The organism is Sporosarcina contaminans (assembly GCF_042679045.1).
Classification (GTDB): domain Bacteria; phylum Bacillota; class Bacilli; order Bacillales_A; family Planococcaceae; genus Sporosarcina; species Sporosarcina contaminans.
This window is the reverse complement of the sequence record NZ_JBHTLT010000128.1, coordinates 38560-54860: the sequence shown is the minus strand read 5'-3', so window position 1 is coordinate 54860 and position 16301 is coordinate 38560. Positions and strand designations below refer to the sequence as shown.

Here is a 16301-nt window from a genome sequence, read left to right as displayed (position 1 = left end):
TAAATTCTTTATCATATTGTCTTTTCATCTTTTTCACTCCGCTCAATTGGATAAGTTTATTATAACTCTCCCAATTCAATGAGTCCTAAATTTAGACTATCATCACTTTCCGCCAGCCCGTCACTCCCTGTATTGGGAGTGTGGATTGAAATGAGTAAGTGTACCGTGCGCGCAACGTGCTTTATCCGTCACTCCCTGTATTGGGAGTGTGGATTGAAATTAAAAGAAAAGAAACTCGATGAAAATACGATTAAGTCACTCCCTGTATTGGGAGTGTGGATTGAAATATTGCTGTTATATATCCATTTACCTTCATCCATGTCACTCCCTGTATTGGGAGTGTGGATTGAAATTGTAGCGGACTGTACTTTCCTCATACGCGTACTGTCACTCCCTGTATTGGGAGTGTGGATTGAAATCGAAACTCACGGGGTCGTCCGAATTGTGCCTATGTCACTCCCTGTATTGGGAGTGTGGATTGAAATATAAAAGAAAGTAGAACAATTTGTGCATACAGCAAGTCACTCCCTGTATTGGGAGTGTGGATTGAAATAGCCGTTATGGGCAGGCCCTCAAACCGTACGTGTGTCACTCCCTGTATTGGGAGTGTGGATTGAAATGTCCGTGTTTTCGCGAAAGTCATTCAAACGCCGAAGAAATACTTATTGCCGATTATTGTAGCAATCTCCTTTTTCGGAGTGTACGCTGTGCAATATACGACATTCGATTTATATTTACTGTTAGGATGCGGTGTTGTCGGTTATTTATTGGCAAAAAACGATTATCCAGTCGCACCGCTCGTGTTAGCGCACGTGTTAGGGCCGATGATTGAGAATAATATGCGCAGGGCAATAACGATTTCAAACGGTGATTTTAGCATCTTTTTCACGAAAACTTTGTCACTTGTTTTTATTATCGCAGCGGCAGCATGGCTTTTAATCCCGCTTCTGCTGAAGATGAGAGGGCGAACAGTCATTGTGGAAGAAGAAGGGTAAGGCATAAGTGGATTGCTTTGAAAGAGGAGCAACCCACTTTTTGCTTTTTGTATCTTTTTAGAAAACACTCCGACCTTTTGTTGTAATCTATTTTTTAACTCCTACGTTTTGGAAATAAAGCTTATTCGATTGATAACCAAAAAATAAATAGAACATAACTGTAATCGGAATAATTGACCAAGCGAACCCCCGCATTAAAGCGAAAGGTGTTTCAAATAAAAAGGAAAACCAAAATGAGGTTCCGGATTTATCCCATAGACCCGGTGTAAAATAAAGTTCTTTTGGATTCGTAAACGCATTAAAGTTCATAATATCTGATAGGTAAAACACAAGTAGTAACGGTAAAAAACTTAGTGCCAATTCAAAGCTTTTATCCGCAAAACGCTTGTATCTTGCGGCTTTCGAATGATTGTCAGAAAAAATCTCATCTTCTCCAGAACCATTTATTTTCTTAAAGTACTGCATACCCGATCCTTTGGAGCCAGAAATATGCTTCCATCCACTATCTTCAAACATTGTACAATAATCGATAAAATCTTCTTTATTCTTAAACTTCCTAAAGTCAATTTTTATCGTTGCTAATTCAGGTTCTCTTCGTTGAAACTTGTAGCCTAATGATGTACTTTCCAAATGGTAGCCACTACTTGCCATTTGCTCTAACCAGTTCTCCTCTTTTTCGAAGTCCATAAAAAATTTGAACTTATACATCTTCAATCCCTCCATTCATTGGTAAGCCATTTTCTAATAATTGATTAGTGATATCGGTAATATGCTTCATACGTTTGCAATCAAGTTTTAGCACTTCTAAACCCTTTTCTGTAATGACATATGTTTTTCTACGTTTATCTGTACTCTTTACAGTTTTTATAAGTTGTTGGTTCAATAGATTTTCAATCGCTCCATACATCGTACCTGCAGCAATCTTTACTGTATGATTACTTAGCTGCTCAATTTTTTGCATCATCAAATAACCGTGTGCAGGTTCAAGTAAAGATAGTAAAGTGTAATAGGTCGTTTCCGTTAATGGTAAATACTTTTTCAAGTCCATATAATTCCCCCTAACATTATAGTAGTCCGTCAAACTATACAGTGCAACTATATAGTTTGACTATATACAATCAGGCTGTATAATGCAATAAAATTATCTATGCTTTTCGAGCCATTGTCATGCCGACATGTGTGATGGGGGATTGCAACTTGGTGGCATTTTCTCATTTTCAAAATATCTGTCAAAACTTTGAAACTATTATATAATAAATATGCAGAATTGTTGAAAAACGAGAGGGAGGAAAGACAATGGATTATTTATACAACCCCTATACGGCGACGCGCCATACAGCATTTGCGCGAAAAGGGATGGTAGCAACGTCTCAGCCGCTTGCAGCTCAAGCCGGGATTGAAATTATGCAGAAGGGAGGCAATGCGATTGATGCAGCGATTGCAACAGCGGCGGCGCTTACGGTTGTCGAGCCAACTTCGAATGGCATCGGAGGGGACGCGTTTGCGCTTGTTTGGGTGAAAGATCAGTTATTCGGTCTCAATGCTTCTGGACCTGCACCAGAGGCTTTAACACTTGTGGAGATGCAAAAGGCTGGCCATGAGAAGATGCCGATGTACGGGTTTACGCCCATTACTGTGCCTGGCGTGCCTGCAGCTTGGGCAGCCCTTTCTAAGCGTTTTGGAAAGTTGCCTTTAATTGAATCGTTGGCTCCTGCAATCCGTTACGCGGAAGAGGGGTATCCGTTAACGCCGGTATTAGGGAAATATTGGCGGATTGCCTTTCATAAATTCAAAGCGTTGAATTCTTCAGACTTTGATGAATGGTTTAAAACGTTTGCCCCGGATGGACGTCCTCCAGCAATCGGAGAAATGTGGAGGTCGGAAAGTCATGCAAAGACATTGCGGATGGTCGGTGAAACGAATGCAGAGTCTTTTTATAAAGGAGAATTGGCGGATCGAATCGTTACTCATGTTGCGAACAACGGCGGCTATTTAAGAAAAACGGATTTGGAAAAATACGAAGTAGAATGGGTCACTCCAATGTCCACCAATTATAAAGGGTATGATGTATGGGAAATTCCTCCGAACGGGCAAGGGATGATCGCACTGATGGCGTTAAATATTTTTTCTGAAATGAACCCCGCTGTGCAAAATGACGTGCAATCTTTACATGAGCAAATCGAATCAATGAAAAGAGCGTTTGTAGACGGCAAAGCTTTCATAACGGAAGGGGCTGATATGCCTATTGATGCCGGGTATTTACTGTCAAAAGAATACGCAAAGTTGCGAGCCTTGAGTATCGAAGAGCATGCAACCATTGCTGAACCGATTGAATTGCCAAAGGGTGGGACGGTTTATTTAGCTACGGCGGATGAAGAGGGGAATATGGTTTCATTCATACAGTCAAATTATATGGGGTTTGGTTCGGGAATTGTCGTACCGGAGACGGGGATTGGGCTGCAAAATCGCGGTGTCGATTTCTCGCTTGATCCACATCATCCAAATGTGTTGCGTCCAGGAAAACGTTCATACAATACGATCATTCCAGGCTTTTTGACGAAAGACGGACATGCAGTCGGCCCGTTTGGCATTATGGGTGGGTTCATGCAGCCTCAAGGGCATTTCCAAGTAGTCGTTAATACAATTGATTACAAATTGAACCCGCAAGCTGCGTTGGATGCACCGCGTTGGCAATGGGTAGAGGGCAATAAATTGCTTGTCGAGCCCAATTTTCCGAATTACTTAGCACAGGCGCTCACTCGGAAAGGACATCAAGTTGTGCCAACAATCGACAGCGGATCTTTTGGAAGAGGACAGATCATTTGGAGAAACCAACAAACAGGCGTCTTATCAGGAGGGACGGAGTCGAGGACAGATGGGTCGATTGCAGTGTGGTAGAGTTTTTAGAGGCACTAAAATAAGAAGAAATGAGTGGCGATAACCGACGTAAGACTATAAACAATCAATGCAAAGAGGATTGGTTTGCGAAGAGGCTGTTTAAATACCTGGAGAAGTGCTTCTGTTCGTAATTAAAGAAGCGTCCAAAAAGTCGATAAATCGATTTTCTGGGCGCTTTTTGTTTTTGTAATGAGTATTGATGGGTGCAACAAGTGGTCGATATGTGTATTTTCAAGCGGCTTCTCTGTATTTCCGATCGTTTGCCTCGAACCTACGAGAAGTTACTAAGAATCTTCGAGCTGCTTTACTGTCTTTACGATCGGTAACACACTTTACACGATCGTATGTCACTCAACTAATCTTGTTGCTTCGTAATTTTGAGCCCTCTCTGGCAATCGGTTGACGCATCCTCTCTTCATCACATATCATCCACGCAGTCGATCAAATTTTAAACCGATTCACCGCTTTGCTTAATTCCTCGCTCAGGTCCGTCAATGTTTCTGCTGCTTCGGTCACTGTTTGAATCGCTCGTACTTGTTCATCTGTTGACGCATTGACTTCTTCACAAGCCGCCGCTGTTTCTTGTGAAGTGGCTACCATTGTTTGAATGGTTTCGCTAACTTCGTCTTTGTGGACGGCAACCTTTTGGATTTCCTGGTAAATGGAATTGATCGAAATTTCCATATCAGTCATTACTGTCGTTAATTGATCGAAAGTTACTTCGGTGTCGTTGACGACGATACATTGCTGGTGGAAGTTTTCCCTTGTGTCAATCATTTGTTGGGAAACTTGTTTTGCGCCTTCTTGTAATTCAATGACGGTCGCTTTCACTTCTTCCGTCGATCGAGCGGATTGTTCGGCCAATTTACGGACTTCTTCCGCAACGACTGCGAAGCCTTTTCCGTGTTCTCCTGCACGTGCTGCTTCGATGCTGGCATTCAACGCAAGTAGATTTGTTTGAGATGAAATTTCGGTAATCGTTTCCATAACGCCGTTGATCGCCATCACTTTTTCTTCTAACGTGTCAATTACTTCGGCCATCGACTTCATTTCAATCTCCCAGCCTTCGAAAGATTGTTTTAGTTCGTTCATTTGTGTTTGTCCACTGGAATTCATGTCACCGGCCTTTGTTGCAAGCTCCTGCATTTGGGCAGTTTTCCCGGTAATTGTATTGATTTCCTTGCCCAATAATTCTGCTCGTTCCGTAACGGCCTCGGCTTCTCCCGCGGAACGTGATGCGCCATTTGCGATATCTCCGATAGCGTGAGCAACTTCATTGCTTGAAGCGTTCGTTTGCTCAGCAGTTGCGCTTAAGCCTTCAGAATGTGTGCGTACATCCTCTGCTGATTGATTGACGAGAGCAATTACACGATTAGTGTCTTCAATCATTTTATTAAAATAATCTCCAAGTTCTCCGATTTCATCTTTTGACTGAATCGTAGATCTGACCGTTAAATCACCGGCAGAAACTGCTTGCATAAGTGCTTTCAGCTTCTGTATCGGTTTCACTGTACGATTGATGACCGGGTAAAGAACTACGATAAATAAAATTAAGATACCGACTTCTATAATGATCATCCATAATTTCAAGGAATTGGATAGCTGATCAATTTCTTTCGTGCTGTATATTGCGGCGATCTTCCATCCTAAGCCGGACACGGTTGCAAATGTATTGATCTTTGAAACGCCTTCATGTGTAAACTGAATGTCGCCGCGCTCTTTGCCGTTTTCGTAGTGAAACATCTCTTCAACGTAAGGAGCGTCCATCAGATTCTCTCCTGCAGATTCAGGGTGAACCATCGCTGTCCCTTGTGCATCAAAAAGTGCTAAAAACCCGTTATGGCCAATATCTTTCGTAGAAATGGCTGCTGCCAACTGGTCCATTCGAATATCAAGACCTAATACGCCGATGAGCTTACCGTCTTTTTGGACGGCTTTCATGGCGCTAATCGAGTATTCACCCGTCGCGCGGTCGATATGCGGTTCTGTCCAATACACTTTCTCTGGATTCGCAGCTGCTTCCTGATACCATTCAAATTCTGTTGGGTTATAGTCACTGCCTAAATCTGCTTTCGGAACGGTCAACATCTCTTTCGATGGCAACGCGAAATAAAGCATAGATGTATTGTCATATAGTTTTAGGAATGAATTAAATTCCTTTTCCATGGCAGGTAGGTATTCAGCATAATTTCCATCAGCATCTGCAAAATCCGTCAAATGAGAGGAATTTGATAGTTGAGTAAGCCCTTTCTCATGCAAATCAATGAAATTTTCAACGAATGCCCCTATTTCATGTATGAGAGTTTCACTTTGCCCAACGATGCTTTCCCTCGTTTTTTCTTTAACGTGTAGAATTGAAAGTGCAGTCATGATTGATATACCGATAATGAACAAAACGGACACTGTAACGATAATTTTAGTTTTAATGGACTTAAACATGGTCGCACCTTCCTTTTTTTAGGTTATTCATACAACCTTTCATTTCGGATTATTAAGTACTATGTTTAGCTATATATAAATAATAATAGTGTTCTTAATTCAGTTAATATATCAACAATAGGAAGAGAGTGTTTTCAGGGATTAATTATTCTTTTCAAGCATTTTAGCAGTCGACAATTGTAATGAGTAAAAAGCAGATGGTTGTTAGAATTGAAAAGCTGTACCGGCTTTAATCGTCCAGTACAGCTTTTTAGTAATAGAGTTTAAGTTAATCGTTTGTATATTGCAGTTGAGAGTGTTTATTGATCACTTTTTGCTTCGAATCGGGCGGTTGGTGTAGGAAACCGCTCGGTTGCTGCTTGTTATCAGGCGTTTGCCGTTGGATATCAAGCGGTTAAAGATAAGTATCGGGAGGTCTCCTTTGTTGATTGATCGGTTATACCGCAATTTGCCCGGTCGCTGCCATGTATCGGGTGGCTGCAGACTAAAAATCGGAACAAGTATTCTTTGAGCGAAAACGTTCATCAATCAACACAACACTCCAACAAAAATCGATTTATATTTTAAATTTCTCTACTGCGATGCTTAATTCCTCACTTAACTTTGTTAGTGTTTCTGCGGATTGTGCGACTGATTGGATAGCGTGTAGCTGTTCATCAGTTGAGGCGCTAACTTCTTCACAAGCTGCCGCTGTTTCTTCGGAAGTAGCAGCCATCGTATGGATCGTTTCTGAAACTTCGTTTTTATAGGCAACAACGCGATCAATTTCAGAAGTGACTTCCTCAATCGAAGTTTGCATCTTCTCCATAAGTGAAGTAATCGTGCTAAATGTTGATTCTGTTTCATTGACGATAACAGTTTGCTGCTGGAAATTACCGATTGTTTTCTTCATATTATTTGTCACGATTTTGTATTCAGCTTGCAATTCAAGAATCGTTGCTTGTACTTGGTCTGTTGAAAGCGATGATTGTTCCGCTAATTTCCGAACTTCTTCAGCAACAACGGCGAACCCTTTTCCGTGTTCACCAGCACGTGCAGCTTCAATACTTGCATTCAATGCCAATAAATTCGTCTGTGCGGAAATGTCCGTGATCGTCTGCATGACGCCTCCGATTGCATTCACTTTTTCGCTCAATGTTTCAATGACCACTGACATAGAGCGCAAATCAGATTCATAGTTTGTAAATGAATGCTTCATTTCATTCATTCGTTCTTTTCCTTCGGTATTCATCGCACCTGTTTTATGGGCTATTTCATTCATCATATCTGCTTTTTCAATGATTTTTTCAATTTGTTTGCCTAAACGGTCAGCTCGTTCTGCAACAAGTTCTGCGTCTTCCGCGGATTTCGCAGCGCCATTTGCGATTTCATTGATCGCGTAGGAAACTTCCATGCTCGATGCGCTCGTCTCTTCGGCTATGGCACTTAGGGACTCGGAATTGAGCAAAACGTTTTTGGCAGATTGTTGAACAGTAGTGATCACATCTTTTGTTTGATGGATCATCGTATTAAAATGCTGCCCAAGATCTCCAATTTCATCTTTTGTACTAATATTTGCCAATACAGTCAAATCACCATTAGACACTGTATTCATGACATCTTTCATAGAGCTGATCGGTTTAACGATTTGTTTAATGACAAAGTATAATGCGGCAAAAGTAGCAAATACAATGATTGCTGCAATAATGATCATAGAATTCCGCATTTCATTTGCCGTTTTGGCAATGTGCTTCTCTTCATATACAGCTCCGACTTTCCATCCAAAATCAGGAATTGTCGAGAATATATTCAGTCGATCTACGCCTTCTTCATTCTTGAAACGAACTTCTCCAGAGTCCGAAGCGTAGACTTCTTTCATATCAGGCCGTTCTTTGACGTTTTCCCCTTTCAACGTTGGGTGGCTAATGACATTTCCTTCGCTGTCTAATATGTAAGGAATCCCTTCGTAACCGATTTCGGTCGAAGAAATCATTTCGTCTAATTTGGACAGTTGTATATCGAGCGCAACAACGCCAATCATTTTGCTGTCAGCCATAACGGCTTTGGATGCTGTAATGACCCATTCACCAGATGCAGCGTCGACGTATGGTTTTGACCAAGCAACTTCAACTAATACAGTAGCTGCCCTTTCGTACCATTCTCTTGTAGTTGGATCAAAACTCTCTCCCAAGTCTGTATTTGGATAGATCATTACCGATTTGTCTGGCAATGCGAAGTAAACGGATGATACATCAGGATAAATTGCAAGAAACGGCTGCATTTCCTCATTAAATTGACGAAATGCTTCATTGCTATCAGATGATTGCAAGCTTTTAGCAGTCGATAAAAATTCGATCCCTTTTCCGTATTGCCCTAAAAAGTTTTCCGCAATATTGCTCATGCCACCGACAAGCGCTTCACTCGATTGAATGACAGTATCTTGCGTACGATCTTTCACTTGTAAGCTGCTAATTGTTGTCATAATTGTAATCCCGATTACAAACAAAACAGTGACAGTTGCAATAATTTTTGTCTTGATTGATTTAAGCAAGGCTGTTTCCTCCAAACCCTTTAAATAAGTATATTACAAAACTATCTTCGGTAAATTACTACAATTGTTTAGTTGGGGAATATTGGGTATAGAGTTGGACGACCATTATTGTAATAAAATAACGAAAAGGAGATGTGTACATGAAACCGGTTATCGGAATTACATGCAATGTAGATGATGAGGATACCCAGCAACTGCAATATGCTTATATAGAGGCGGTCACCCGGGCAGGGGGTGCGCCGGTTATTCTACCAATAGGGATTGACGAAGATGTGATGCAGTACGCATCTTTAGTGGATGGGTTGCTGTTAACTGGAGGAGATGATGTTGCCCCATACTATTTTGGTGAAGACCCGCATACGAAATTAGGTCGTGTTACTCCGGGACGTGATTCAATGGAAATTCGCTTAGCACGTCAAATGTTAAATGCGGATAAACCTATTTTAGGCATTTGCAGAGGAATGCAAATGATAAATGTTATTTTTGGCGGAACGCTTTATCAAGATTTGGAGTCGCAATATGAAAAGTCTTTAATCCAACATAAGCAAATTGCAAAGAGGGGCCATGCTTCACATTCAATAAGGATTTCAAGTGGTAAACTTTTAGAGATTGCCAATATTCACGAGATTTTTGTGAATTCATTTCATCATCAAGCTGTTCGTGATGTGGCAAAGCCATTGCGGATTACGGGAATAGCGAATGATGGGGTCGTAGAAGCGATTGAAAGTGAAAAGCATAAATTTGTAATCGGTGTTCAATGGCATCCGGAAGTGCTGGCAAATAACGGGGACATTCTATCAGAGAAATTGTTTAAAAAATTTATAGAAAGTTGTAGCAATAAATGAGAGATGAAGTAGATCGTAGACTTAACTTAAAGAAAGTCTGGGATCTTTTTCTTATCTATTTCATTTCAATACGTTATTTTGTCTCATTTTGCTCAACTTTTCTTTCGGATAGCCGATACAATTGGTAACGATGTTTCAAGTTTATGGGGAGGTTTGGAATATGGTCGGACGAATTGGGGGAAATGGATCTCAACCAATTGGGGCGAGGATGGAAGGCGCTCCGGTAGAGACGGAAGTGATGGTTGCTGAAGTCCAAGCGATATCGGTTGAAGCCCAACAACAATCCCAAGAGGAACGCCATCTGCCTGTTGAAAAAGCGATGCAAATGACAGACAGCATGAATACGTTTTTAGAAAGCGTCAATACACAGCTGCGGTTTAAGCTGCATGATGAATTGAATGAGTATTATGTTACGATTGTCGATTCGAAAACAGACGAGGTTGTCCGAGAGGTTCCTTCAAAGAAGCTCATGGATATCTACGCGGCAATGAAGGAATTTGTCGGACTGCTTATCGACCGAAAAATTTGAGGAGGTTTTTAAACAATGCGAATTAGTGGATTAGCAACAGGAATGGATACGGAACAGATTATTAAAGACATGATGACGGCAAACCGTATACCGTTAAATAAAATTAACCAGAAGAAACAGTATTTGGAATGGCAAGTGGATGATTACCGTGCAGTGAATCGAAAGCTGTTTGATTTTAGTCAGAATGCGTTTAATAATATGATTCTATCGAAGAACTTTAATCATAAAACAGTGTCGGTTTCAATGCCTGATCATGTTGCAGTAAAGAATATTAGTTCTACAAGCGATTTTTCTGGGACACTTGAGGTTCACCAACTTGCGAAGAATGCTACTTTGCAGGGGAAATCGATTGTTAAAGATGGCACTACTGATGAAAAGTATACACTTGATGAGATGAATACGCTTAAGTTATCAGACCTTGGTGTTGAATCGGAAGATGGTTTTGTCACTTTGAAAATTACAGCTCCAGGTTCTGAAGAAGGTAACGAAATAAAAGTCTCAGTAAATGACTCAGTAGGAGCTGTAATTGCGAAAATCAACCAAGATACTAAAGTAACAGCTTTTTATGATGAATTTACTGGAAAAATTGCTTTGACAGCGAAAAATAGTGGCGAGGGAACGATTAGCATTGAAGATGCTGATGGCGGCAATCTTGCTGAAAAGCTTCAGTTAACTGGAGAAGGTGTTCAAGTAGAAGAAGGGAAAAATGCGGATTTTACTTATAACGGTTTACGAACGCAACGTTCCTCAAATACCTTTCAAATAAACGGTTTCGAAATGTCATTAAAGCAAGTTACATCTCCATTAGATGCAGACGGAAATGTAATTGATGGGGAAAGAAAGGTAATTTCTTTCAACTCCTCGCCAGACACAGAAAAAATCTTCGAAAACGTTGTTAAATTCATCGATGAATACAATACGCTAATCGAAGATTTGAATAAACAAATACGAGAGCAGAAATACCGTTCATTCCCACCTTTATCTGCTGAGCAGAAAAAAGAGATGACAGAAAAGGAAATCGAGCTTTGGGAAGAGAAGGCGAAAAGCGGCACGCTGCGTAATGACTCGGAAATTTCAAGTATGTTGACGCAAATGCGGACTGCATTGACTGGATCTATCAAACTGCCAGGCATGGGAGAAAATGAGTCGATTTCTTTAAAGGATATTGGTATTACGGGTTCTAAAAACTATTTAGATCACGGTAAATTAATTATAGATGAAGATAAATTGAAAAAAGCCATTTCCGAAGATCCGAACAAGATTCACCAACTGTTTTCATATGATGCAGGTGATAATGCGAAGAAAACTGAACACGGTTTTGCCCGTCAATTACGTACAATTGTTGATGCAACTCAAAAGACTATTCAAAAGCGTGCTGGTAAAGTGGGCGATGTGAATGATACGTTCACTTTAGGCAAGAATTTGGATGACATGAACAAGCAAATCGAGCGTTTTGAAGAACGGTTAAAAATGACGGAAGATCGTTTATGGAGACAGTTTACAGCGATGGAGCGGGCAATTCAAAGAGCGAATGCCCAATCGGCAAGTCTTATGAATGCATTTGGCGGTGGCGGTTACTAATTTCTAGACAAGCGGATTCATCCGCTTTGAGAATCCCTTTTAAAGGAGACAAGCAATAATGGCAATAAACAATCCGTATGCAACGTATCAGAACAATTCGGTGAATACGTCGACGCCTGGCGAGTTGACGCTTATGTTATACAATGGCTGTCTGAAATTTATTCATCAGGCGAAGAAGGCATTGGAGACGGGCGATATCGAGGAGAAAAATAAAGCGACGCAGAAGGCTCAAGCGATCGTTTCTGAGCTGATGGTCACCTTGGATACGTCCGTTGCAGTGTCTGAGCAGATGATGACGTTATATGATTTTGTTAATAATCGTTTATTAGAAGCGAATATTAAAAATGAAAGCAAGTTCTATGATGAAGCTGCGGACATTATGACGGAGTTTCGCGATACTTGGAAGCAAGTGATTCAGATCAACCGGCAAAAACAGTATGCGAATATGGATGAAATATGATTCGGCCCGCGATGGTACGCTGGCAAGAAGTAGCTGATCGGCTACTTTATTTGACCAGTCAATCAGGAGAAGAGCAACGTGATGAATTAATTGAACAAATCGAGCGTCTTTTGGACGAACGAGATGAACTGCAACGGGAAATCGTGGCTCCTTTTACTCCGGAGGAAGAATTGGCCGGAAAGGAACTGGTCGCTATTGAACAACGAGTCGTTCAGGCGTTGACTACGTTTACGAAGCAGATTCGCTCGGATATTTCAGCGGCTCAGTCGAAAAAAGAGCATATGAAACATTATGTAAATCCTTATGGAAAAGTAGCGCGAGATGGTACTTTCTATGATACGAAACAATAAATAATCATTAAGATTTTAGCTGCACCTTACTTGTTAGAACGTTCTAACATGTAAGGTGCAGTTTTTTGATTATAGAAGAAGTACTGCTGGCCAGTTTAATAGTTGACTAATAAATGGTTCAAGTACGATCTTTCCAAATTGATCAATTGTCTTGACGGTATCTATTATAAAGAATTGATATTTCGTAAAAAAATCCTCAACGCTAAGCGATAACACAATTTCAAAACAAAGCATTGGGTCATTTTTATACGTAATCTTAGTATTCAGAATGGTTAGTTCCACCTATATGAATGATTGTTCATTCATGATAATATTTACTTATTATATTGTCATAATATGATCCTATTAACCTAACTGCTGAAGGGTGTGTCATTATTGAATCTTGAACAAGTACGAATGGAAGATTGGCTACAAAAAAATCGAATCATGATTATTGGTTTCTCTATAGCTGCGGGATTAGGGCTCGTCGCTCAGCTGATACAGCGATCACCGGCAGAAATACTACTATCAGTTGCCATTCCGTTTGTTTTTGCATTACTTGCATATGTAATTTCAATAAAATGGCGTCCTTTTTCGACCTATTTGCCTTATGTATTATTACTATTAAATTTTGCAATTGCGATTTCAATTATGTATTTTTCGGAAGCAAACTTAGGTTCGATTGGTGTAGTTGTTTTGTTGTTGGCTCTTTCACCGATTCATGGAAAAATGCGCATTATGATGTTTGGTTTTATATTAAGTATCATTGCAATGATTATGAACAATAGCCTTTTTGTAGATCCACAGTTAGTCGAGACGAGCGGTAGAAATTTAGTTATTTTACAATTTTTGGCGGGTGTCATTTTACTATTGGTCGTTCGACAAAATGGAAAAGTTTTTGCCCATGTGGAAGAGCTTGTTCAACTTACAGCATCAAAAGCTTTTGAAGAGCAACAGCTGAAAGAAAAAATGGAACATACGGTTAAAACGATTACAAATTATTTGGCGCAGCTAACAGAAAGCTCAGAAACGAATGCTCGTTCCCAGCGTGAAATGTTGTTGGCTGTCAATGAAGTAAGTGTGAGCAGCCAGCAGCAGGCAGACCATATTACTGAAATTGCAGAAAACACTGAGCAGGCGAATGAAGCAGTAACGCAAATATTTGAAGGGCTTGGTGGCATTGCGGATCAAGCAGTTAAAGCAGGGGAGCGTGCTGATGAAGGTGCAATAAAAATGGGGGAATTAAAGGAGAAAATCCAGGTATTTATTTTGACATTCAAGGAGCTGCATGAAACGTTCAGCATGCTAACGAATAAAATTGCGGAGACGAATGAATTCGCTGGTTCAATAAAGGCGATTACGGAGCAGACGAATCTTTTAGCGCTGAATGCCTCGATTGAAGCAGCACGGGCTGGTGAACACGGAAAAGGCTTTGCGGTCGTTGCTGAGGAAATAAGGAAATTGGCTGGTTTAACGAGTAATACGCTTGAAAAAATCGATCGGAATTTGGGAGAGGTCAATCGGTATACTGAACAGTCCGTTGCGAAGTTGGATGAAGGGTTTGTCCAAATGGAAAGTCAGGCTGTTGTTGCGAATACTTCTACACAGGCTTTTGAAGTGCTTTTTACTGCAATGGAAGGTTTGCAAAAGGCTTTGCACAAGTTTAAAGGGGACTTCCTCCTTGTCTTGGAGAGCAGTGAATTGGTGCAGCGCCGGACGATGGATTTTGCCGCTACCGTGCAACAAAGCACTGCTTCAATAGAAGAACTGAATGCCACATTGACAAATTTAACAGATGAACAGCAGGTAATTGCACAGACGATAGAGAAGACGCATAGGGAAGCCGTTCGTTTATGTGAATAAAGTGCGAGGGCATTACTGCATACATTTTTTAACTGTTCAATCGATCGTGATTTCAAATTAACAGATGCCAAGAGGGGAGCGGGATGGCAATGGGGAATGTGGAACAGTTTGTACAGGAGCAATTTGCGAAAAAGAATTTTATTTTATTTGCAACATTGGGGGCTTCAAGTTTCATTGGCACTTTGTTTTATTTATTGACTGGACAAGATGGTTTGAAAACAGTGAGTATGGCGGTTCCTGTAACGATTTCGGTCATTATTTACCTGTTAGCGAAAAGAAGTGAGCTTATCGAAAGGATCTTTCCATGGATTATTATTGGGTTTACAGCTGCTGCAGCGATATTCAATGGGATTGCCGGTGATCCTTCATTGGCAACTGCAGGCATTGCGTTTTTCATAGCAGGTATTGCAAGCGTACATGCTTCCATGCGTATTATGTCTTTCGGATTTGGATTGTCGATCATCGTCATGATCGTTTTCCTATGGCAATATCCGCATCAGGAGCAAATTGCTTCGAGCAAAGGAAGTGTCATGTTGACACTGATTTTGTTAGGGGCGGGTTTATTGATTCAGATAAGGCAAACGAAAAAGTTAGAGGCTCAAGTTAGCCTATTTTCTCAAGAGCAAACTGAGCGGGCGAATGAAGAAGCGAAGAAGCGTGAGCGATTGAATCATAACGTCGAAGAAGTGGCAAATGATTTGGATTCTATTGGGCGAACGGCAGAGCGGCATTTAGCATCTCAAAAGGAGCTGTTAACCATTATGGATGGATTAGCAGCGGGAGTGGAACAGGAGGCTGCGCAAATCGGACAAATTGCTCAGTTTTCACAGGCTGCTCGTGAGGATGTTGCTGAAATGCGGTTAGAGGCGGAGCGGATGTTTGGAGAAACAAGTTATCTGCGAGAGAGTTCCGAAGAAGTTGTTGATACGATGAGGAAAGTTCGTAAAGGAATGATGGATGTCGAAGCGCTTTTAGGTAATCTGAATCGCTCTTTTACTGCTTTGACGGAAAATATCGAACGGACGAATGGATTGGCGAAATCAATCGAAACAATTACGGAACAGACCAATTTATTGGCATTGAATGCATCAATTGAAGCGGCTCGCGCAGGAACTCATGGCAAAGGATTCGCAGTTGTAGCCGAGGAAATACGGAAATTATCATTAATGACAGCTGAAACTTTAAATGAAATAAACGACAATTTGACGGAAGTAAACCGGATGAATAAGGAATCACAGTTAAATTTATCGGGTAGCACAGAGAAGCTTAGGGAGCAGGGCAAGCTGACCGTGTCGGCAGAAGGAAATGTAGAATCGATGCATTATACTTTGGATCGTTTGCATGAGAGGTTCGGACGGTTTGATGAGAAGATGAAGAGAATTGCTGATGAAACGGCGAACATCGGCAAAATGACGGGAGATTTCGCGGAGTTGTTGGCGCAATCAAGTGCTTCTCTTGAAGAGGTGAATGCGACAGTGCATGAGACGGTTCGTGATAATGAACAAGTTGTTGGAACGTTGGAAGGGACGATGAAACGGACGAAGGAGTTGACTGAAGTACGATAAAGATAGGCACTCTTAATTAATTTTCTGAATAATTGTATCGAAAAGAAAGAAAAATACTCGTTTGTTTGGTATAATAGCAGTAAGGATGAAAAAGCTCATTGTATGAGCCGGAGTCGTCCTTTTGAATCCACCTATAGACTTCCGGTAAGATGGTAGGTCTGCGCTCTGATTAGGAGCAAGCGCAACGGGGTATGCAGACCTATATATGTAACGTTATCATGTGCAAGAAAATGCTGTACATGCTTTCGTCACATTTCGACAAGTTCT

At 40.9% G+C, this 16301-nt stretch carries 12 protein-coding genes, 1 pseudogene and 1 CRISPR repeat array; of the genes and pseudogenes, 9 read left to right on the top strand and 4 right to left on the bottom strand.

Annotated features, from left to right (window positions below; all coding sequences use genetic code 11):
- Positions 1-119: 119 nt before the first annotated feature.
- Positions 120-620: a CRISPR direct-repeat array (repeat unit 33 nt; unit sequence GTCACTCCCTGTATTGGGAGTGTGGATTGAAAT).
- Positions 621-995 (top strand): annotated as a pseudogene (locus ACFQ38_RS16700) (tripartite tricarboxylate transporter permease); the annotation flags it as partial. It lies immediately after the preceding feature.
- Positions 996-1082: 87 nt separating this feature from the next.
- On the opposite strand, the gene ACFQ38_RS16695 reads toward ACFQ38_RS16700, so the two are convergent.
- Positions 1083-1703, bottom strand: coding sequence for a DUF2812 domain-containing protein (locus ACFQ38_RS16695; RefSeq protein WP_381482371.1), 621 nt, complete (start codon positions 1701-1703; stop codon positions 1083-1085).
- Complete coding sequence (locus ACFQ38_RS16690) at positions 1696-2043, bottom strand: PadR family transcriptional regulator (RefSeq protein WP_381482369.1); 348 nt, start codon at positions 2041-2043, stop codon at positions 1696-1698. The genes ACFQ38_RS16695 and ACFQ38_RS16690 overlap by 8 nt, the downstream gene beginning before the upstream one ends.
- A gap of 248 nt (positions 2044-2291) precedes the next feature.
- Between ACFQ38_RS16690 and ACFQ38_RS16685 the strand changes: the two genes are divergently transcribed.
- The gene (locus ACFQ38_RS16685) at positions 2292-3893 is read left to right on the top strand and encodes a gamma-glutamyltransferase family protein (protein WP_381482367.1); all 1602 of its coding nucleotides are present in this window, start codon (positions 2292-2294) and stop codon (positions 3891-3893) included.
- A gap of 441 nt (positions 3894-4334) precedes the next feature.
- Here the strand turns inward: ACFQ38_RS16685 and ACFQ38_RS16680 are convergent, their stop codons facing one another.
- Both ACFQ38_RS16680 and ACFQ38_RS16675 read right to left on the bottom strand, forming a co-directional pair.
- On the bottom strand, positions 4335-6332 hold the full coding sequence (locus ACFQ38_RS16680) for a methyl-accepting chemotaxis protein (RefSeq protein ID WP_381482365.1): 1998 nt from the start codon (positions 6330-6332) through the stop codon (positions 4335-4337).
- Positions 6333-6888: 556 nt separating this feature from the next.
- Complete coding sequence (locus ACFQ38_RS16675) at positions 6889-8862, bottom strand: methyl-accepting chemotaxis protein (protein WP_381482363.1); 1974 nt, start codon at positions 8860-8862, stop codon at positions 6889-6891.
- Between the two features lie 140 nt (positions 8863-9002).
- On the opposite strand from ACFQ38_RS16675, the gene ACFQ38_RS16670 reads away from it, so the two are divergent.
- From ACFQ38_RS16670 to ACFQ38_RS16640, 7 genes are all read left to right on the top strand, one after another.
- Complete coding sequence (locus tag ACFQ38_RS16670) at positions 9003-9707, top strand: gamma-glutamyl-gamma-aminobutyrate hydrolase family protein (RefSeq protein ID WP_336822048.1); 705 nt, start codon at positions 9003-9005, stop codon at positions 9705-9707.
- Positions 9708-9867: 160 nt separating this feature from the next.
- Entirely contained in the window at positions 9868-10236 is a 369-nt protein-coding gene (flaG, locus tag ACFQ38_RS16665; RefSeq protein ID WP_381482360.1) for a flagellar protein FlaG, read from the top strand.
- Positions 10237-10251: 15 nt separating this feature from the next.
- Positions 10252-11817: a flagellar hook-associated protein 2 gene (locus ACFQ38_RS16660; RefSeq protein WP_381482358.1), complete on the top strand. Its 1566-nt coding sequence runs from the start codon at positions 10252-10254 to the stop codon at positions 11815-11817.
- Positions 11818-11875: 58 nt separating this feature from the next.
- On the top strand, positions 11876-12277 hold the full coding sequence (gene fliS / locus ACFQ38_RS16655; RefSeq protein ID WP_336822051.1) for a flagellar export chaperone FliS: 402 nt from the start codon (positions 11876-11878) through the stop codon (positions 12275-12277).
- 11 nt (positions 12278-12288) lie between these two features.
- Positions 12289-12627 carry a flagellar protein FliT gene (locus ACFQ38_RS16650; RefSeq protein ID WP_381482356.1) on the top strand — a complete coding sequence of 113 codons (339 nt, stop codon included), beginning with the start codon at positions 12289-12291 and terminating at the stop codon, positions 12625-12627.
- A 375-nt stretch (positions 12628-13002) separates the two neighbouring features.
- Positions 13003-14469, top strand: a complete 1467-nt coding sequence (locus ACFQ38_RS16645) for a methyl-accepting chemotaxis protein (protein WP_381482354.1) — start codon at positions 13003-13005, stop codon at positions 14467-14469.
- Positions 14470-14552: 83 nt separating this feature from the next.
- Positions 14553-16034, top strand: coding sequence for a methyl-accepting chemotaxis protein (locus tag ACFQ38_RS16640; protein WP_381482352.1), 1482 nt, complete (start codon positions 14553-14555; stop codon positions 16032-16034).
- The last annotated feature ends 267 nt before the right edge of the window (positions 16035-16301 follow it).